Source organism: Stenotrophomonas sp. 112478_Sma, assembly GCF_056479905.1.
The window spans coordinates 4,245,001-4,264,408 of the sequence record NZ_CM151072.1; the positions used below are offsets into that span (position 1 = coordinate 4,245,001).

15 protein-coding genes and 1 pseudogene (1 of these 16 cut by a window edge) are annotated in these 19,408 nt (G+C 67.9%); 7 read left to right on the forward strand and 9 right to left on the reverse strand.

The genetic code is table 11. The annotated features are described in order from the left end of the window. A pseudogene (locus ACZK08_RS19305) lies at positions 1 to 780 on the forward strand (benzoate/H(+) symporter BenE family transporter); it begins 416 nt to the left of the window's first position. Here the strand turns inward: ACZK08_RS19305 and ACZK08_RS19310 are convergent. The 5 genes from ACZK08_RS19310 to ACZK08_RS19330 all read right to left on the reverse strand — a co-directional run bounded on the left by ACZK08_RS19310 (position 777) and on the right by ACZK08_RS19330 (position 6,301). Next, positions 777 to 1,334, reverse strand: coding sequence for a DUF2628 domain-containing protein (locus ACZK08_RS19310; protein WP_065176257.1), 558 nt, complete (start codon positions 1,332 to 1,334; stop codon positions 777 to 779). The pseudogene ACZK08_RS19305 and the gene ACZK08_RS19310 sit on opposite strands and share 4 nt — an antisense overlap. Further along, on the reverse strand, positions 1,331 to 3,496 hold the full coding sequence (locus ACZK08_RS19315) for a lytic murein transglycosylase (RefSeq protein WP_081284397.1): 2,166 nt from the start codon (positions 3,494 to 3,496) through the stop codon (positions 1,331 to 1,333). The genes ACZK08_RS19310 and ACZK08_RS19315 overlap by 4 nt, the downstream gene beginning before the upstream one ends. Before the next feature lie 85 nt (positions 3,497 to 3,581). Next, on the reverse strand, positions 3,582 to 4,556 hold the full coding sequence (egtD, locus tag ACZK08_RS19320) for an L-histidine N(alpha)-methyltransferase (protein ID WP_065182156.1): 975 nt from the start codon (positions 4,554 to 4,556) through the stop codon (positions 3,582 to 3,584). Beyond that, complete coding sequence (gene egtB, locus ACZK08_RS19325; RefSeq protein WP_065182155.1) at positions 4,553 to 5,824, reverse strand: ergothioneine biosynthesis protein EgtB; 1,272 nt, start codon at positions 5,822 to 5,824, stop codon at positions 4,553 to 4,555. The genes egtD and egtB overlap by 4 nt, the downstream gene beginning before the upstream one ends. Before the next feature lie 84 nt (positions 5,825 to 5,908). Continuing rightward, a complete protein-coding gene (locus ACZK08_RS19330; RefSeq protein WP_065182154.1) occupies positions 5,909 to 6,301 on the reverse strand; it encodes a YchJ family metal-binding protein in 393 nt (130 codons plus the stop codon). An 81-nt stretch (positions 6,302 to 6,382) separates the two neighbouring features. Here ACZK08_RS19330 and ACZK08_RS19335 point away from each other — a divergent pair, with 81 nt between their 5' ends. Further along, the gene (locus tag ACZK08_RS19335; RefSeq protein WP_053520049.1) at positions 6,383 to 7,162 is read left to right on the forward strand and encodes a sulfite exporter TauE/SafE family protein; all 780 of its coding nucleotides are present in this window, start codon (positions 6,383 to 6,385) and stop codon (positions 7,160 to 7,162) included. A gap of 105 nt (positions 7,163 to 7,267) precedes the next feature. Here the strand turns inward: ACZK08_RS19335 and ACZK08_RS19340 are convergent, their stop codons facing one another. The 4 genes from ACZK08_RS19340 to folE all read right to left on the reverse strand — a co-directional run bounded on the left by ACZK08_RS19340 (position 7,268) and on the right by folE (position 13,546). Beyond that, positions 7,268 to 10,648, reverse strand: a complete 3,381-nt coding sequence (locus tag ACZK08_RS19340) for an ATP-binding protein (protein ID WP_065182153.1) — start codon at positions 10,646 to 10,648, stop codon at positions 7,268 to 7,270. Positions 10,649 to 10,664: 16 nt separating this feature from the next. After that, a complete protein-coding gene (locus ACZK08_RS19345; protein WP_053520047.1) occupies positions 10,665 to 11,366 on the reverse strand; it encodes a DUF4194 domain-containing protein in 702 nt (233 codons plus the stop codon). Further along, positions 11,353 to 12,822, reverse strand: coding sequence for a DUF3375 domain-containing protein (locus ACZK08_RS19350; RefSeq protein WP_065182152.1), 1,470 nt, complete (start codon positions 12,820 to 12,822; stop codon positions 11,353 to 11,355). The genes ACZK08_RS19345 and ACZK08_RS19350 overlap by 14 nt, the downstream gene beginning before the upstream one ends. A gap of 112 nt (positions 12,823 to 12,934) precedes the next feature. Further along, positions 12,935 to 13,546: a GTP cyclohydrolase I FolE gene (folE, locus tag ACZK08_RS19355; RefSeq protein ID WP_004141296.1), complete on the reverse strand. Its 612-nt coding sequence runs from the start codon at positions 13,544 to 13,546 to the stop codon at positions 12,935 to 12,937. Between the two features lie 627 nt (positions 13,547 to 14,173). Between folE and ACZK08_RS19360 the strand changes: the two genes are divergently transcribed. From ACZK08_RS19360 to ACZK08_RS19380, 5 genes are all read left to right on the forward strand, one after another. Next, complete coding sequence (locus ACZK08_RS19360; RefSeq protein ID WP_065174050.1) at positions 14,174 to 14,629, forward strand: MarR family winged helix-turn-helix transcriptional regulator; 456 nt, start codon at positions 14,174 to 14,176, stop codon at positions 14,627 to 14,629. 105 nt (positions 14,630 to 14,734) lie between these two features. Further along, positions 14,735 to 14,944 carry a DUF1656 domain-containing protein gene (locus ACZK08_RS19365; protein WP_053517257.1) on the forward strand — a complete coding sequence of 70 codons (210 nt, stop codon included), beginning with the start codon at positions 14,735 to 14,737 and terminating at the stop codon, positions 14,942 to 14,944. After that, on the forward strand, positions 14,941 to 15,858 hold the full coding sequence (locus ACZK08_RS19370) for an efflux RND transporter periplasmic adaptor subunit (protein ID WP_053517256.1): 918 nt from the start codon (positions 14,941 to 14,943) through the stop codon (positions 15,856 to 15,858). Before ACZK08_RS19365 ends, ACZK08_RS19370 begins: the two co-directional genes overlap by 4 nt. Continuing rightward, positions 15,855 to 17,306, forward strand: coding sequence for an efflux transporter outer membrane subunit (locus ACZK08_RS19375; RefSeq protein ID WP_065174051.1), 1,452 nt, complete (start codon positions 15,855 to 15,857; stop codon positions 17,304 to 17,306). Before ACZK08_RS19370 ends, ACZK08_RS19375 begins: the two co-directional genes overlap by 4 nt. 3 nt (positions 17,307 to 17,309) lie before the next feature. Continuing rightward, positions 17,310 to 19,349: an FUSC family protein gene (locus ACZK08_RS19380; RefSeq protein ID WP_065182151.1), complete on the forward strand. Its 2,040-nt coding sequence runs from the start codon at positions 17,310 to 17,312 to the stop codon at positions 19,347 to 19,349. The last annotated feature ends 59 nt before the right edge of the window (positions 19,350 to 19,408 follow it).

A 19,408-nucleotide genomic window follows, 5' to 3' on the forward strand; every position in this document is an offset into this window, starting at 1 on the left:
GCTGTTGCGCTTCGGCCTGGATGTGTTCGTCGCAATGGACAGCCAGAGGGTACTTGCCCTGGCGATGTTCGCGACCTGGCTGGCTGGCCGGCGCCTGTTCCCGCGTTACGCCGTGATCGCGACCCTGCTGGTTGGCATCGCGGTCGCGGCCAGCCGCGGTCTGCTGCACGCGCAGCAGCTGCAGTTGCAGCTGGCGGTCCCGCAGTGGGTGGCACCTTCCCTGTCGTGGACTGCCGTGGCAGGCATCGCCCTGCCCCTGTTCGTGGTGACCATGGCCTCGCAGAACATTCCCGGCGTCGCCGTGATGCGCGCCTCCGGCTACGACGCCCCGGTATCGCCGCTGATCGGCTGGATCGGCGTGGTCAACACGGTACTGGCCCCCTTCGGTGCCTATGCGCTGAACCTGGCCGCGATCACCGCAGCCATCTGCATGGGCCGCGATGCCCATGAGGATCCTGCCCGGCGCTACACCGCGGCGATGGCGGCAGGTGTGTTCTACATCGTCATCGGCCTGTTCGGCGCCACCGTGGCCGCACTGTTCGCCGCGTTCCCGCGGGAGCTGGTGGCCTGCGTGGCTGGCATCGCACTGTTCGGCACCATCGGCAACAGCCTCGCCAGCGCACTGGCGGTGGAGCGCGACCGCGAGGCGGCACTGGTCACCTTTCTGGTCACTGCGTCGGGGATGTCGCTGGCGGGTATCGGTTCCGCCTTCTGCCTTCGGGGCTGGTCGCTGGCGCGCTGTGCCTGCTGGTCCTGCGGCCACGTGAGCCCCGCAGCTAGGCGCCGCCGAAGAGGTCCAACGCCTGCAGTGCGACGCTGAACGCGATGCCCAGGCCCAGGGCCAGCCGGCTGACGCCGCTGCGCCGGTCGATATAGGCCTCGACGCGTGCGCCGTCACCCGCGCCGGCGGCTTCGGCGCGGGCGATCACCGCCCTGCAGCGGCGCAGATACAGCGCATTGGCCGCCAGTGACACTGCGATCTTCAAGGCCAACGTCAACCCCCATATCGCCGCGTCGTCCATTCCGGCCAGCACGATGGCGGCCCCCCCCACCATGCTGATCAGGACGTAGGCCACCGCCATGCCGTACATGCGCCGGTACAGCAGCCACTTGAAATCGAACAGGAACGCGGCCCAGTTCCAGGGACGCGGCCAGCCCGGCGGATCCCGACGCAGCCGCCACAACTCGGCATAGACAGCGAAGTTGTCGGCCACCACGCGGGCGAGCCGTGGATGACGGTCATAGACCGCCATTGCGGCGTCCAGGCTCGACGGCGCATCGCCGGCAACCGGTGCAGCGTAGGGATTGCCATCCGTGGCGGGATGTCCACTCACAGTGGCGAGCTGGACAAGGTCTGTACCAGCACGTGGCGACCGGCCGGTGCGATGGTGATCACGTCGGGCCCGGCATTGGCCGCTTCCAGACAGACGTAATCGCGCCAGCCGTCTCCCACGTCGGCCATCTTCGCTGCCGCTTCCGCGCCGGGATTCCAGGCCACCAGCGAGCGGCTGCCTTCGGTACGGATCGTGATGCGACGCTTCAGCACCGGATCGCGCAGGACGTAGTGGCCACCTGCCCCGGTATAGATGCGGTCACTGCGGCCCGGGTCGCGCGGATCGCGCAGGGACCACGGGCCCTGCTGGCGCCGCGCCTGTGCATAGTTCTCGAACTTGTCCAGATACTCCAGCCCGTCCACGCCATCGACTTCGACCTTGCTGGCATCGCCCACGCGGAAGTAGTTGTGCAGCGCCTGGGTGATCGTCACCGGCACGGTGCCAGGATTGTCGGTCACCAGCTGCTGCCGTAGTTCACGGCCGATGCGCACGGTCATGGCCAGGCGCAGAGCGAGGTTGTCCAATGCAGGGGGAGCCAATACGAGTTCGATGCTGCCGTCGTCCAGCCGGCGGGCCTTCTTCAGCTCCCACGGCAGGGTGCGCACGAAACCATGCGCGGGCACATCGTCGCCTTGCCCCTGTCGCCCGAAATACGGCCAGCACACCGGGCTGCCGCCGCGGATGGGGGTCGGCAATGCGGCACGGCGTGGCGAAAGCCACAGCAGATCGGGCTGCCCCTTGGGTACGAAGGAGAGCAGCTGGCCGCCGAACACACTGATGGCTGCGGTGGCCTGGGGGGTTTCCACCAGCCAGGCATCAAGCCCCTGGAACTGGCCACTGCGTACGCCCTGGATCTGTTGCACGTTGGATCGACTCCGTATGGCCGGCGACTGCACGGCACTGTAGTTGCTGGGAAGCGTGAAGCGGGTGGAGGCCACCGCAGGCGGCGCCGCGCTCTGCAGCGCGCGCAGGATGCGTTGGCCGGCTCGTCCATCGGCCGTGCTCCATCCCAGGCGGCGCTGTTCGGCCTGGATCGCCCGGCGGCTGGCTGTGCCGATCATGCCATCAGCGGTACCGATATCATGCCCCCGCGCCAGCAGCAGGGTCTGCAGCTGACGGCGCTCATCACGGCCGAGCCCGGGGTCATCGGTCGGCCAGGCGGTGGCCAGGCCGCTGCCGCCGCGCAGGCGATCAGCCAGCGTCGCGATCGCCAGCGCATAGCTTTCGGCGGCGTTGTAGCTGTAGATCGCATCGTAGTTGCGGAACACCAGCAGGGCCGGCCCCTTGATGCCGGCGGGCAGCAGCAGTGCCGCCCGCGCGTCGGCAGCCAGACCCGCCGGAGCCAGCGCGCTGCCGTCCAGCGCTGTCACGCCCTGCGTACGCCATTCAGCCAGTGACCGGCGTTGGGTACGGCCGGCCAGGCTGGAATTGAAGCCGTCGGCAACACGCACCTCCATGCCCCACGGTTCTCCCGTGCGCCAGCCGGCGCGCTTGAGGTAGTTGGCGGTAGACGCCAGTGCGTCGGGAATGCTGCCCACCAGGTCACGGCGACCGTCGCCATCGCCGTCGACGGCGATGCGTGCGTAGGTGCTGGGCATGAACTGCGTATGGCCGAACGCGCCGGCCCAGGACCCGGTCAGACCTTGAGCCTGCAGATCACCGCGATCGATCAGCGTGAGCAGGGCCAGCAGTTCGCCACGGAAGAACGCCTGCCGCCGGCCGGCGCAGGACAGCGTCGCCAGCGACTGCAGCAGCGGACGCTTGCCGAATACACGGCCATAGTCGCTCTCCACGCCCCAGACGGCGACGATGGTGACCGGATCGACACCATACTGCGCGGCGATGCGATCAAGCAGGTCGCGGTGCTGCTGCAGCATGGCCCGTCCATCGTCGACGCGCTGGCGGTCCACCAGTGCAGCCAGGTAGTCCCAGATCGGGGTGGAGAATTCGGGCTGCGCATCCAGCAAGCCGAGCACGCTGGGATCAGGACGCAGGTCGGCGGTGATCGCACCGAAGCGGTCTGCGGCAATGCCCTGGGTAGCTGCCGTTGCCTGCAGCTGTGCCAGACACCGGGTGAACGCGGGATCGGGCGGGGTCAGGTCGGGCGCCGTTGACGGCGCGGCCAGTGCCGCGGCCAGGCCGAGTGCGGTCAGGGTGGGCATGGCGTCCTCCGTGTTGCCGGTGCTGACACCATACTAGAGGCTGAGCGACCGGCGATGCTGAAGCAGTGGCCGGCCGTTGGCCTCTCTAGAGCGTACGCAGCAGCCGCAGGCCGTAAGCTGGACTGTCAGCGTCCCAGCGCTGCGCAACCTGCAGGCCGGCCTGCCGCACCAGCGCATCAAAGCCATCATCGGTGTACTTGTGGCTGTACTCGACGCGGATCGCCTCACCGGCCTCGAAGTGGAAGGTGCGGCCATCGAGGTGGACGTCCTGTGCCCGCTGGCTGACCAGATCGGTCTCGATGCGCAGACGTTCGGTGCTGTAACGGGCACGGTGGCGGAAGCCGTCCAGATCGAAGTCGCTGCCCACCTCACGGTTGAGGCGGACGAGCAGGTTGAGGGTGAATGCCGCGGTGATGCCTTCGGCATCGTTGTAGGCGGCTTCGATCAGCGCGGGGTCCTTGTGCAGGTCGATGCCGATCAGGGCCAGGCCGTGGTCACCCATGGTCTGACGCATGGCCCGCAGCAGGTCGAGGGCGTCCTCGCCGGCGAAGTTGCCGAGCGTGGACCCCGGGAAGAACAGCAGGCGCCGCGCGGGCTCGCGCTCCGGTGCGGGCACGTCCACCGGCCGGGTGAAATCAGCGCAGACCGGCAGCATTTCCACGTCGGGAAGCGCGGGAGCGAGGTGATCGATGCTCGACAGCAGCGCCGCCCGGGAGATCTCGATGGGGGTGTAGGCCACGGGATCCTGCAGCGCGGCCAGCAACAGCGCGGTCTTGCGACCACTGCCGCTGCCCAGCTCGACCACGTGCAGGCGCGGGCCCACCACGCGTGCGATATCCGGCAGCACCCGATTCAGCAGGGCCAGCTCGGTGCGCGTGGGGTAGTACTCCGGCGTGTGGGTGATCTGTTCGAACAGGCGTGATCCGCGCGCATCATAGAAGTACTTCGACGGCAGCTGGCGCGCAGTGCGCGACAGTCCGGCCAGTGTGTCGGCGAGGATCTGCTCGCGGCTGGGCGTCAGATCGGTCAGCGCCTGCAGCGCATCCTGTACGGTGCTCACGGCAGATCCCTCGCCAGGCGCAGGCCGGAGAACTGCCAGCGCGCAGGTGGCATGAAGAAGTTGCGGTAGCTGGCGCGCACATGCCCGCGCGGGGTGGCACAGCTGCCGCCGCGCAGGACCCACTGCCCGCACATGAACTTGCCGTTGTACTCACCCAGATTGCCGGCGAACGGACGGAATCCGGGGTACGCGCCATAGGCGCTGCCGGTCCATTCCCAGACGTCGCCGAACAGCTGCCGCAGTCCCCTGCCCTGTGCTGCAGCAGGATGCAGATGATCGTCCTCGGCGAAATGGCCGGCGATCGGCTGCGACGTCGCGGCGGCCTCCCACTCGAATTCGCTGGGCAGGCGCGCACCGGCCCAGCGGGCATACGCATCGGCTTCGTAGTAGCTGAGATGGCACACCGGCGCATGCGCGTCGAGGTCGCGCCAGCCGCCGAGCGTGTATTCGCGCTGGAGGGCGTCATCCCAATAGAGGGGATGCTGCCAGTCCTCGCTTTCGCGCAGAGCCCACCCCTCACTGAGCCACCAGCGCGGATCGCGGTAACCGCCGGCTTCGACGAAGTCCCGGTACTCCGCGTTGCAGACCGGTCGATCAGCCAGCATGTGGGCCGGCAACAGCACGCGATGCGGTGGCGATTCGTTGTCGTAGGCGAAGGTAGCGTGCTGTGGCCATGCCGGTGCGCCGACGGTGACGATGCGCTCGGGAGATTCGATCCAGCCCAGCGGACTGGCTGCGCTGACGGCGGCGCGCAGGTCCTGGCGGTAGGGCGGATGCAGCGGATTGCACCAGAGCGCGTGCTTGATGTCGGTCAGCAGCAGCTCCTGGTGCTGCTGCTCGTGCTGCAGGCCCAGCTGGAGATGCTGCAGGGCTTCATCGTCAAGATCGCCATCGCGGAGACGCGTCAGGAGGTGTGCATCGACCTGCTGCCGGTAATCGAGTACCTGCTGAAGCGACGGGCGCGAGAGCAGGCCACGCTGCGGCCTGGCATGCGCCGGTCCAATGCTCTTGTAGTAGCTGTTGAACAGGTAGTCCCACGCGGGGTCACGTGCCGGTGCGCCGGATAGACCGGCCAGCACGAAGCGGTCGAAGAACCACGTGGTGTGCGCCAGATGCCATTTGCTCGGGCTGGCGTCCGCCATGCTCTGCAGCATGGCATCTTCGGCACTGAGCGGTTCGGCCAGCAGCACGCTGCGGGCGCGCGTCTGCGCATAGCGGTGGGCGAGTTCACGCTGCGGAGCAGCGACGGCGACGGTAGCGCTGTCCATGCAGCCAGCATCCAGCGGTGCGGGTGAGCGCAACGTCATGGCGTGACATCGCGCCGTTCACATCGATGCCGTCGCGTAACCGGTTCAGATCGCGTCGAGGTAGTACCAGCGTCCGTCGATGCGCTCGAACCGGCTGCGCTCGTTCATTTTCACCGCACTGCCGCCGCCCACCCGGTAGCGGGCGGTGAATCGCACTTCGGCATGGTCGGGCCCATTCACCTGGTGCTCGTGGACGGTCAGGCCAAGCCAGTGCGTCCGCTGGCCGGGCGCCTCGTCCAGTGACAGTTCGGCGGGACGGGTGGCCGGATGCCAGGTGGCCCGCAGGTAGTCGGCCAGACCACGCACGTACGCGCTGTAGCGCGAGCGCATCAGGCGCTCGGCGTCCGGTGCGGGCTCGCCGGCATGGAAGCGGCCGCAGCAGTCGGCGTAGCCCGTGGCGAGGCCACAGGGGCAGGAATCGGCAGGGTTTCGGCTCATGGGGGTATTGTCGCTTGAGTCACGTCGGGCATCCATCGGCGATAGGCGTATGCTGTCGCGCCCCCACATTGAATGATCCCCGTGCTGGAACTGGTTCCCCCCGAGTTGTGGTGGCTGGTGGTGATCGCCTTCATTGCCGGCCTGGTCGATGCTGCCGTGGGTGGAGGGGGACTGGTACAGCTGCCCGGCCTGTTCACCGTGCTGCCCCAGCAGACGCCGGCGATGCTGTTCGGTACCAACAAGTTCAGTTCGATGTTCGGCACGGCGGCGGCGGCGTGGCGCTATGCACGCAACGTGCGGTTCCCCTGGAAGCCGGTACTGTTCGCCGCGGGCACGGCATTCGTGTTCTCGTTCGCCGGGGCTACGGCGGTGAGCCTGCTGCCCAAGGATGCCGTGCGGCCGCTGGTGCTGGTGCTGCTGGTGGCGATGCTGGCCTACACCCTGTGGAAGAAGGATTTCGGCGCGCTGCACCGGCCGCAGGAGATCGGCCGGCGCGAACTGACCATCGCGCTGGTGATCGGCGCTGCGATCGGCTTCTACGATGGATTCTTCGGGCCAGGCACCGGCAGCTTCCTGATCTTCCTGTTCGTGCGCTTCTTCGGCCTGGACTTCCTGCGTGCGTCGGCCGCATCGAAGGTCGTGAACCTGGCGACGAACATGGCGGCAATCTCGTTCTTCGTGCCGACCGGCAACATCCTGTGGTTGTTCGCGCTGCCGATGGCCACGGCCAACATCATCGGTTCGGTGGTCGGCACGCGGCTGGCACTGAAAGGCGGCACGCCGTTCATCCGCAAACTGTTCGTGGGCCTGGTGGTGGTGCTGATCGCGCGGATGGCGTGGGATACGTTCCGCGGTTCGTGAGGGACGTTATGAAATGGTAGGTGCCAACCTTGGTTGGCACGTTGTTTCAGGTCGCGAAGAGCAGCCGAGCATGGCTCGGCTCTACAGGTGGATTGCCCGAGGCGGTCAGGCTTCGGCTTCCTCCGGTTCATTGGCCTGCTGGCGGCTGCGCTCGGGCAGCTTCAGGCGCCTTCCTTCTTCGTCGTACTCGATCAGCAGCACGCCCGAATCGTGGCGGCCGCTGATCTCGACGAAGCAGGCACCACCGATGAAGGGCTCCAGGGTCATCACCGACTTCAGCGGCGTGGCGACCACCATCTGGAAACCGAAGTTGTCGAAGATGTTCATCGCCAGCGCGGTGAACTCGTTGTCGGCCTTGTCGAAGGCCTCGTCGAGCACGACCGCCGCGTAACTGGGCAGCTGGCTGTCAGCGCCGCCGAGCTGGTAACGCAGCGCTGCGGCCAGGCAGGTGGTGGCGAGCTTCTGCCGCTGGCCACCGGACTTGCCGGCGCCGCTGCGGTAGATCTCGACCTGCTGGCGCGTTTCCGCATCGAGTTCGACGCCGATGAACTCCACGTGCATGCGCACGTCCAGGACCAGCTCGCGCCAGCGCTTGTCCTCACCTTCCTGCGAACCCAGGCGGTTGACCAGCTGGCGCAGCACGGTGAACTGTGACTCCGCCAGTTCACGCTGCTCGGTCTGCTGCTGCGACAGCACTTCGCGCAGCTGCAGCTGGAACTCCAGCACTTCCGGCAGCCGGCGGTCGCTCAATTCGATGGTCAGCAGGGTGCCCCGGTTGAACGGCACCTGCTCCAGGCTGGCGTTGACTTCGTCCAGGCGCTGGCCGATCGACTTGCGGGCCTCGGCGCTGTGGCGCTGCAGGGCCAACAGGTTGTTCTTGCTCTGGTTCTGCAGCAGATCGAAGAAGCGTTCCTCATGCTGCGGCAGGCCATCGCGTTCGAGACGGTCGAGGCGGGCAAGGAAGTCCTCGGCCGACGCCACCGATGCGGTGAAGTCGCCGGATTCTTCCGGCCACTGCTGGATGAAGCGGCGGAAGCAGCCGACCAGCTGGTTCTCGATACGGTTGAGGTCCTGCTGCGAGGACGACAACTGTTCGTTCAGCGCATTGCTGACCTGGCGCATGTGCGCTTCCAGCGTTTCCAGGCTGAGCGGGCCCTGTTGCTGCAACCGCTCTGCCAGGCCGCTCTCCTGCGCTTCGGCCAGCGTTGGCAGCACCAGCGCGCGGCTCTGCTGGCGCGCGCGGTCGAGGCGGTCACGTTCCCGGACCAGCTGGCCGCGCTCGACGCGGACATCCTCATAGGTGCGGCGGGCCTGCTCGATGTCGGCGCGCACGGCGTCGATCTGCTGTGCCAGCCTGGCCAGGTCGGCATTGCCTTCGCGCAGGTCGCGCAGGCTGGCTTCGATGTCGGTCAGGCGCTGCTGGGGCGCGGCGACGTCGATCTCGTTCCATTGGATACCCGCGAGCTCGTGGCAGGCCAGGCGGCGCTCGTTGTCACGATCGCGCTGGCCACGCAGGCTCGCGATATCGGTCTCGCAGCTGGCGATGCGCTTGGCCAGTTCCTGCGCCTCACGTTCGAACGCACCGACCTTGTCGTGATTGTTGAAACCGAGAATCCAGCGACGGCGGTCGCCCACGGCACTGCGGTCGTCCTTCTCGAAGCGGTCGCCCGGATGCTTGACCTGGCCTTCGCGGGTGATGCCGCGGTCGACGTTGCGCAGCTGTCTGGCATCCACGCATTCGTAGTCGAATCGCTTGCCCAGCTCACGCCGCAGCCAGCTCTCGAACACGTGGTCGCGCAGCTCCAGCTTGTGCAGCAGCGACTTCGCCGATGGTTCGCGGGCGAACGCCTCGTCGTTGCGGCGCACGCGGTAGTAGGTGAAGCGCATGCCGAGGTGGGTGCGGTTCACCCAGTCGGCAACCGCGTTGTAGTGCTTGTCGTCAACCAGCAGCGACAGCGCGAAGCCACCCAGCACGCGTTCGATCGCACCCTGCCAGCCCTGTTCCTCGGAGCGGACCTGGATCAGCTCGCCGACGAACGGCAACGCCACTTCGGAAATGCCGGTCTCTTCCGCCAACCGTGCACGCAGCTTCTGCATCGGCGCCGGAATGTTGGAGGGCGTGCGCTGCATCGCGTCAAGTTCGAGGCGTACTTCAGCGAAGCGACGCTCGTCATCGCGCTTGCCACCGAGGCGCTCGCTGATGGCATCGTCCAGCGAGGCCGAAGCGCGCTGGCGATCCTGCAGTTCGTTCTGCGCACGCTCGACCAGTTCGGCGAAGCCATGGGCGTCGTCGGGCAGTTCGGCCTGCAGTTTCCGTGCGGCTTCCTGCGCCTGGTCGCGCTTGGCCTTGCGGCGGTCGCGCTCGGCTTCGGCGCGGCCCTGCTCGCGCTCCAGCTCTTCGATGCGCTCGCCGCCCTGCTGACGCCGCTGCAGTTCCAGCTCGGCCAGGCGTTCGCTGTGGTTGTCCAGCGCAGCGCGGCGCTGCGCCTCTTCCCCCAGCAGGCCACGGTCACGCACGTCCATCTCGCGCAGGCGCGCTTCGATCAGCGCCTGGCGGCGGCTCTCGCGGAAACTGTCGACGCCCAGCTTGAGCGCCTCGTCGTCACCGCGCTGCCGGTGCATTTCCTTCAGATCGGCGTAATAGGCGCGCGCCGGCAACAGCGTCTCCACCTGGCGACGGGCGGTGACGACCGCCTGATGGGCCCCGTCAAGCTCGGCGAAATCACTCACCAGGCGCTCGGCGGCGTCGAACGTCTTCGGCGTGTCGAGCATGAAGTCGCGCAGGAAGACGTTGAGATCACCCAGGTTCTTCGCTGATTGCGTCTTGTGCAGCAGGCGCAGCGCCATCTCGTTGTCGATGCCGAGCAGGTCGCGGAAGCGCTCGGCATAGCCGGAGAAGGTGTCGAAGTGGTGGACGTCGGCCAGCTTCTGCTTGAGCTTGCGCAGGTCCAGATCGAAGCCGCCCAGATCCTTGGCGATGTCGAACGGACGCTCGGCGATCACGTAGTGCTTGCGCACGTCGCCGGCCGAGGTGCCATTGCCGGAGATCCACAACAGGCGCACCAGGCTGACCACGCGGCCGTCGCCGGCCCGGTACTCCAGCACCAGTGCGGTCCAGGTCGCACCCTTGCGCAGGTACTGCGTGGCAATCTCGCCGGTGCCACTGTCCTGCTGGTCGGCCCACGCGCCGCGCACGTAGGACACCAGGTTGCGGTCGCGGCCACTGCGCTCGGCTTCGCGTGCAGCCGCGTTGAAGTCGACGATGGCCGGCGGCGTCAGCAGCGCGGACATGGCATCGAGCAGGGTCGACTTGCCCGAGCCGGAACGGCCGACGAACAGGAAGCCGCGCTCGGCGATCGGCACTTCGGTCAGGCCGTTGAAGGTGCCCCAGTTGTGCACCTGCAGGCGGCGCATGCGGAACTGCTGCAGGCGCGGGTCCGGCAGGCCTTCATTGAACAGGGCGGGGGTGTGCTTGGAAATGGCCATGCGGTGTTCGGGTCTCTCAGGCTTCGGCGGCCGGGGTTTCGCGCAGCTGGCGGTACACTGCCGAAAGCTGGGACACGTCTTCGGCGGAGAACAGCAGCTTCAGCGCCGGCGAGACTTCGTGGCGGTCGTCCTGGCCGCTCAGACGGGTCAGGATGTGGTTGTCCTTCATTTTCTGCACGGCCGATGCAACGCGGCGATTGAAGCCGGCGCGGTCGGTGGACAGGTTCTTCTCGTAGATGGCCAGTGCTTCGGCCATCTCGGCGTCGGCGACCACCGCGCGGTTGCCGCGCGCGTCGGCCTCAGCCAGCTGCTGGCGCAGGAACAACAACAGCACCGAGTCGATGAAGGTCAGCGGCGAGGTCCGCAGCAGTACCGGTGCATCGACGTCTTCGGTGTCGGCCTGGCGGGTGAATGCCACACCGCTTTCGCGGTCGAGCACCAGTTCCAGGAACAGGTCGGACAGCGCTGAACGGATGCCCGCCTCGCTGCGCACCAGTGCCGGCCACAGCTTGGCGTGGCGCAGCTGGTCGATGCTGGGACCGATCAGCAGCTGGCACAGCGCGCGCCGGGCATCCAGCGGCAGGCGGCCGGTATCACCCAGGTAGTACACGCTGTTGCCGCGCCGTGGCTGCGCTTCGAGCATCGCCGGCTCGGCCTCGTAGGCGTCCTCGGCCTGGTCGGCAGACGGTGCTTCGATGGGGTCTTCATGCCAGCTCATGGCGTCTCTCCTGGGTGAACCAAACCAGCGGGATGCGTGCGCGGCGCAGTTGGCCGTCGCCGCCACGCCATTCGGCGAGCTCCTGTTCGCCAGCGACCACGCTGCCGAAGCGCGTGCCCAGCGACAGGTAGCCGATGACGCTGCCCAGGCCCTGCGGCGCTTCGCGCTGCGACAGCGCCTGGGCGATGCTGAGCCGCGGCTGTGCATCGAGCAGGTCGTGCAGGTCGCGGCGCAGGGTGCGGAAATCGATTTCGGACGAGGCCACCAGATCACCGACGCTCTCCAGGCTGATGCTGGCCGCGTCGTTGTACTCGACATTGCCATCGACCTGGGCGCTGCGGGGGTCGTGCAGCTTCCACTGCGACCACGAACGCAGCCGGCTGGTCGTCAACTGCAGGTCACGACCGATCGTGCGCTGGGCCGGGAACTCGTCGCGCAGAGCCAGCGCTTCGGACTGGGCCTGCTTCAGCAGCTGATTGAGGCGACGCTGTTCAAGATAGCCACGGCTCTGCACGAAGCCACGCAGGCTGCGCGCGAAATTCTGCAGGACATCGTGTACCTGGCCGCCGCGTTCAAGCATGGTGCTGGTGAAGCTGCGCAGGAAGTTGCGCTCGTTGCGATCCAGGCGGCGTGCAAAGCCGCGTGCCAGCACGGCTTCCAGCGCGGCATCGAGCTGCGCGCTCTGCTCGGCATCATTGAGCAGGCGCCAGAATGCCTGGAAGCTGCGGCCGGCATCGCTTTCGCCGATCACGTCCACACCCTCGAACAGCTGCGACAGCACATCGCCACGTTCGCCTTCGTCATCGATGATGCGCTCGCGGAACTCCCGGTTGAGCTGCTCGAAGCCGTCGCGCACCCGGCGGAAGTCTTCGGTCAGCTCGTCGGCGAGACCGATGATCTGGCGGGCGCGCTCCAGTGCACGCTTGCCGTCCAGGGCGACCACACGACCGGCGCTGACCCGCGCGATCTCGGCGTCGATGCGGTCGCGCTCGTCGCGCAGCGCAGACAGGCGTGCGTCGGGGTCGGATTCGGTCTGTGCAGCCAGCTGCGAGAGCTGTTCGATGACCAGTGCCAGGCGGCTCTCGGTGGCAACCACGCGCGCCTGCTCGAGGCTGTCGGCGAAGCGGATCGCCTGCAGGGCCTGGGTCGACAGTTCGTACTGCTCCTGGTCGGCACCCTCGGGCAACCGCCGCTCCAGCCAGCCCTGGGACAGCCAGTGTGCGATGTAGGCCTGCGCCGTGCGCGGCAGGTCACGGGCCAGTTCGTCCCCATTGAGCTGGTCCAGCGCGCGCTGCAGGCGCTCGTTGAGCACCGAGGACGGCAAGGTGCGTTCGCCGTCCATCAGCAGGCTCTGCAGCAGACCGATGATTTCGGGCGCGTGGTCGGCGGCAAGCAGCTTCCATTGGGGCTGTTCGCGCAGGTGACGGTAGCGGGAGATGCGTTCGCGATGCTTCATGCAGCGAGGGGATCGGGAAAGACAGGCGGCTGCGGGCAGCCACGCACGGCCGTCGCGGGGACAGCCGTGGGCAGGCCGGCCACCATGGGCCGGCGGTGCGGGGAGAAGCGGCTCAGCGCTTGCCGCCCACTTCGATGAAGCGCAGGAACTCGGCGCGGGTACGCGCATCGTCGCGGAAGCTGCCGAGCATCTTGGAGGTGACCATGCTGACGCCACGCTTGTGGATGCCGCGGGTGGTCATGCACTCGTGGGCCCCTTCGACGACCACGCCGACGCCGATCGGCTGCAGCACATCCTGGATGCACTGGGCGATCTGCGCCGTCATCTTTTCCTGCACCTGGAAACGGCGGGCATAGGCCTCGACGACGCGCGCCAGCTTGCTGATGCCCACCACCTTGCCGGCCGGCAGGTAGCCGACATGCACGCGGCCGATGATCGGCGCCATGTGGTGCTCGCAGTGGCTTTCGTACTCGATGTCACGCAGGACGATCAGTTCGTCGTAACCGGCGACTTCCTCGAAGGTCCGCTCCATGTAGGCGCGCGGGTCATCGCGGTAACCGCTGAACCAGTCGCCGTAGGCTTCGGCGACGCGGCGGGGGGTGTCCAGAAGGCCTTCGCGGGACGGGTCCTCTCCGGCCCAGCGCAGCAGGGTGCGCACGGCATCCTCGGCCTGGTCCTGGGTCACGTCGCCCTGCGGGGCGGCCTTTTCGTTGTTCTTGCTCATTGCGTACAGCGTCCCGAACGGGGGGCGAGCATCGTACCTGACCGGGGGGTGGGTCGTCCTGTGGGGATGGTTCATCGGGGGTTCTTCCGGCGCCTCGTGGCTGCTGAGCGAGAGGAGGAAGGGCAGGCCGGGCAGGACACGCCGCAAGTACGTCCCTGTAGGCTCGGCCACGGCATCCATGCCGTGGACGGTCCTGCCCGGCCTGCCCCTCCCCTCTCCGACAATGTCCTGCTGGCGCGGTCGGCCCCCCGAAAGCGGGGTCAAAAGCGGGGGTTCATGGCTTCGGAAGCGGCGCGCCGCTGCCCTGGTGGGTGCGGACCCTTGGTCCGCACTGCTTCTGCTCTTGCCTTTAAGGAGCCAACCCACCGCGTTCGCGGGATGTGGGGCGGGTGGCGGAGGACCGGGGGTGGGTCGTCCCGTGGGGATGGTTCATCGCGCCCCGGCAGTCGGGGTCGAGGGCCGAGGCTCATGGCTCCGGAACGTGCTGCGGTAGCGCCGGGCCATGCCCGGCGGGCTCTGTGGACGGGCCCCATGCCGCTCGCCGGGCACGGCCCGGCGCTACCGCAATGGGGCGCCCATTCAGCAAACCTATTGATAGGAATGAAATTAGTAGTATCCTATCTATCTATGGACCGCCCCCTCGACGAGCGCACCGTGCTGCAGATGCAGCTCAGCTCCGGCCTGCTGTATGCAGGGCGGCAGTGGCAGCGCTTGGCCGACAGCCGGCTGGGCAGCTACGGGATCTCCACCGCCTGCACCATGCCCCTGCTGATGATCGGCCGCTCCGGCGGCGGCATCCGCCAGGTCGCCCTGGCCCAGCAGCTGGGCATGGAGGGGCCTTCGCTGGTACGCCTGCTGGACAAGCTCTGTGCCAGCGACCTGGTCCGCCGTGAAAGTGATGCAAGCGACCGTCGCGCCAACCTGCTGTGGCTGACCGAGGCCGGCCAAGCGCTGGTGCAGGAACTTGAAGATCAGTTGATCGACCTGCGTCAGGACGTGTTCGGCGCGCTTTCCATGGATGAACTGCACGCCGTGCTGAAGGCATGGCGCCTGCTGGCCGAGGCCGCCGACCGCATCACGTGAGACCGATGTCCCCGGATGCCGCCGCTGCCGTTGCCACGCCAGCGGCAGTCACCCGTTGTTGTTGTGCCGTTGTTCCTCCCCTCCCCCATCTGCCCTGCCCTACCGATGCCTGGTGAATTCAGTCTCCACGGAGTGTTCGTCCCGACCCTGCTCGGGTTGATGCTGCTGGCCTATCTGCTCAACAGCGGTCTGCACGCGCTGCTGCAACGCGCCGGTGCCTACCGCCATGTCTGGCACCCGGCGCTGTTCAACCTGGCGCTGTACGGGATCGTGCTGGGCCTGCTTTTCCACCTTCTGCGCTGGATGCAATCGTGAACAAGATCGTGAAGAAGTCCCTGCCGGTGCTGCTCACCGGTGCCGCCGTGATCGTCGCGCTGCTGGTGCTGCGCCAGCTGTGGGTCTATTACATGGACGAGCCCTGGACCCGTGACGCCCATGTCGGCGCGGACGTGGTGCAGATGGCGCCGGATGTGTCCGGCCTGGTGGAGACGGTGAACGTCGCCGACAACCAGGCGGTGAAGAAGGGCGACCTGCTGTTCGTGGTCGACCGCGCGCGCTACCGCATCGCACTGGAGCAGGCACAGGCCAGCCTGGCCGAGCGCCAGGCGTCGGTCGCCCAGTTGAAGCGCGAGATCGGTCGCGATCGCAGCCTGCAGGACCTCGTCGCTGCCGAGGACGCCGAAGTGCGCCGGGCCAAGCTGCAGGCCGCACAGGCCGCGCTGGCCACGGCACAGGCCGCAGTCGATCTGGCCGAACTCAATCTGGGCCGCACCGAAGTGCGCGCGCCGGCAGATGGCCGGGTCAATGACCGTACGCTGCGAGTCGGAGACTACGTGGTGGCCGGCAAACCGGTACTGGCGTTGCTGGATACCGGCTCATTCCGCATCGATGGCTATTTCGAGGAGACCCGCCTGCAGGGTGTGGTGCCCGGGCAGCGCGTGGACATCCGCCTGATGGGTGAATCCAGGCCATTGCAGGGACATGTGGAGAGCATCGCCGCCGGCATCGAGGACCGCTACCGCAGCAACGGCAGCAGCCTGTTGCCGAACGTCACACCCGCATTCGACTGGGTGCGGCTGGCGCAGCGCATTCCCGTGCGGATTGCCATCGATGATCTTCCCGCGGGTGTTGAGTTGATCGCCGGCCGCACCGCCACCGTGACGGTGGATACCGGCCGCCGCGCGGATGACAGCAAGGCCGGCCCCACGCCGACGCGGGGCCGCCTGTGAATACCGCACTGTCCCGCCTCGGCCTGATCGTCGCACTGGCCAGCCTGGCCGCGTGCAGGACCGTTGGTCCCGACTATGCACTACCGGAAGGCTCGGCATTCAAGCGCCCGGAGGCGAATGCGGCGTTCATCGATACGCAGAACCCGCAGATCGCCGCCAACCAGCCGCTGCCGGCGCGCTGGTGGTCGCTGTACGACGATCCGGTGCTGGACGGCCTGATCAGCCAGGCGCTGCGCGACAACGTTGAGTTGAAAGCCGCTGATGCCCACCTGCGCCGCGCGGCGGCCGTGTACGAACAGGCACTGGACGCCGGTGGCTTCGAGTACGAGGCCGAGGCCGGCGTCAGCCGCGCGCAGTTGTCGGCCGAATCGTTCCTGCAGGAACACGAACTGCCGGTGATCAACCTGGCCGATGGCAAGTTCGCGGTCAGCTATCAGTTCGATCTGTTCGGCAAGCTCAAGCGCGGTGCGGAAGCGGCGCGGGCCGACGAGCAGGCAGTCGCTGCGGCGCGCGACCTGGCCCAGGTCAGCGTGGTCGCACAGGTGGCCGACAGCTATCTGGAGATCTGCCACGCCAATCACGAACTGCATGTGGCCGAGCATTCGCTGCAGCTGCAGCAGCGCGGCCGCTCGGTGACCGAGCGGTTGATCGCGGCCGGCCGCGGCACGCCGCCGGAACTGGCCCGTGCCAATGCCCAGGTCGCCCTGCTGGAGGCCGCGTTGCCGCCGTTGCGCGCGCAGCGCTCGGCGGCGGCGTACTCCCTGGCCGCCCTGCTCGGCCAGACCCCCGGCCAGTTGCCGGGCGGAGTGATCGACTGCGCACAGGCACCGTCGCTGACGCAACCGCTGCCGGTCGGAGATGGCCGTGCGCTGCTGCAGCGTCGTCCGGATGTGCGCCAGGCCGAACGCAGGCTGGCCGCGGCCACCGCGCGCATTGGCGTGGCTACTGCCGAACTCTATCCGGACATCCGTCTGGGGGCTTCGATCGGCGCCGCCGGCCTGCTGGAAGATTTCGGCCAGCCCATGACCCAGCAGTGGTCGATCGGGCCGCTGATCTCGTGGACGCTGCCGTCATCGGGCAGCCATGCACGCATCCACGCTGCCGAAGCGGGCGCCGATGCGGCGCTGGCCGAGTTCGACCACACCGTGCTGCAGGCACTGCGTGAGACGCAGACCGCTCTGGACCGCTACGCACAGGACCTGCGCCGACTGCAGTCGCTGCGCATCGCCCAGGAACAGGCCGCGCTGGCAGCCGAGCAGAACCGCCGGCTTTACCAGGGTGGGCGGACACCGTACCTGGCCAGCCTGGACGCCGACCGCAGCCTGGCCACCAGCGATGCCACACTGGCCGCGGCCGAAGCACAGGTCTCGCGCGATCAGATCCACCTGTTCCTGGTGCTCGGCGGTGGCTGGCAGGCGACGGCCGCCCCACGGGCCACGGCGAACTAAGTGATGAACGCCGTGACCGATCGCCAGGCGTGGCTGTTCTCGATCAAGACCTACCTGGCCGCGATCGCCGCCCTGTACATCGCCATGGCCGGCAACCTGTCGCGCCCGTACTGGGCGATGGGTACGGTCTACATCGTCAGCCAGCCGCTGCTGGGACCAACCCGCGCCAAGGGCGTATACCGCATCGTCGGCACCCTGGTGGCCGGCCTGGCCACACTGCTGGTGCTGCCCGCGCTGGTGGAAACCCCACTGCTGCTGAGCGCGGCGATGTCGTTCTGGCTGGCCGGCTGCCTGTTCCTGGCCCTGCTCAACCGCGGCCCGCGCGGCTATGCCTTCCTGCTCGCCGGCTATACGACCGCCTTCATCGGCTTCCCCGCCGTGACCTCGCCGGAGACGATCTTCGACACGGTCGTGGCACGCAGCGAGGAGATCATCCTCGGCACGGTGGTGGCGGTGCTGTTCGCCTCGCTGCTGTTCCCGGCTTCGGTGCGGCCGATGCTGCGCGCACGCATCGGCACCTGGATGGAGGATGCGGCGCAGTGGTGCCGGCAGATCCTGGAGCGAGGCCGCGCGCATGCACCGCGCAACCGCCTGGCCGCCGATCTGGTGCAGTTCGAGGCATTGATCGAGTTCCTGCGCCGCGATGATCCGCGCCACACCGGCGCGGCGGTCTCCATGGAGCGGCTGCGCGAGCGCATGCTGTTGCTGTTGCCGGTGCTTTCCTCCATTGCCGATCGCCTGAGTGCGCTGCGAAGCAATGGCCAGTCGCTGCCCGATGGGCTGCCGGCAGTGATCGACGACATTCACGAATGGCTGCAGCAACCGGCCAGTGCCAGTGATTACGCCCGCCTGCGTGCGCGCATCAGCGCAGTGAAGCCGCAGGTGGACCGCGACCTGCAGCACCTGCAGCTGGCCAGCCTGCTGCTGCGGCTGGAAGAGCTGGTGGACCTGTGGCAGGACTGCCGCACGCTGCAGCAGGCGATCGACCACGGCAACGCGCCGCTGGACCGCGCGCACTATCGCATCCGCACCGACCGGGTCGCGGCCGACAGGCACGTCGACTACGGCATGGCGCTGTTCTCGGCGCTCAGCGCCGGCGTGGCGCTGATGGGCTATTGCGTGCTGTGGATCGCGCTGGGCTGGGAAGGCGGTGGCAACGGCGCGATGATGGCTGCGGTGACGGCGGCCTTCTTCGCGGCACAGGATGATCCGGCACCGAGCATGGTCTCGTTCCTGGTGTGGGCGATGGTGGCTTCGCTGGTCGCAGGCGTGTACCTGTTCGGTGTATTCCCCGCCGTTCACGACTTCGGACTGCTGGCACTGGTGCTGGCGGTGACGTTCCTGCCGCTGGGCCTGCTGCTGCACCACCCCAAGAGTGCGTTGTTTGCGCTGCCGCTGACGGTCAATCTGGCCGCGCTGCTCAGCCTGCAGAACACCTACAGCGCCAACATCCAGACGTTCGTGAACTCGTCAGTGGCGATGTTCATCGGCATCGGCTTCGCGGTGGTGATGACCCGCCTGTTCCGCTCGGTAGGTGCCGAATGGACCGCGCGGCGGCTGGTCCGGCAAGGCTGGACCACCCTGGCGGAAGCGGCCGAAGGCCGCGGACAGCAGGACCGGCAGCGCTTCGCCGCGCGCATGCTCGATCTGCTCGGGCTGCTGGCCCCCCGGCTGGCGGCGACGCCGGAAGGCAGCGACATCGCGTCGGTGGACATGCTCAATGAAGCCCGCATCGGCCTGAACATCCTGCAGCTGCGGCGTGCCCGGCTGGAACTGCCCGACCGCAGCCGCGAGGCCGTTGAGCAGATCCTGCAGGAGATTGCCGCGCACTATCGGCGCCAGGTCGCCGCACGCCGGCCGATCACCGCCGATCAGACGCTGCGCGAGCGGTTGGATGCCTCGCTGGGGCGGGTCGGCAGCGTGGCGGCCTGCAAGGCACGCGACGAGGCGTTGATGGGCCTGGTGGGCCTGCGCTTCGCCCTGTTCCCGGAGGCGAAAGCGTTGGCGCCGGGGCTGGCGGATGCTGCCGCTCCGTCGCTATAACGCGATCCGCCGGGCATGGCCCGGCGCTACCATCGCTACCCCGTAGCGCCGGGCCATGC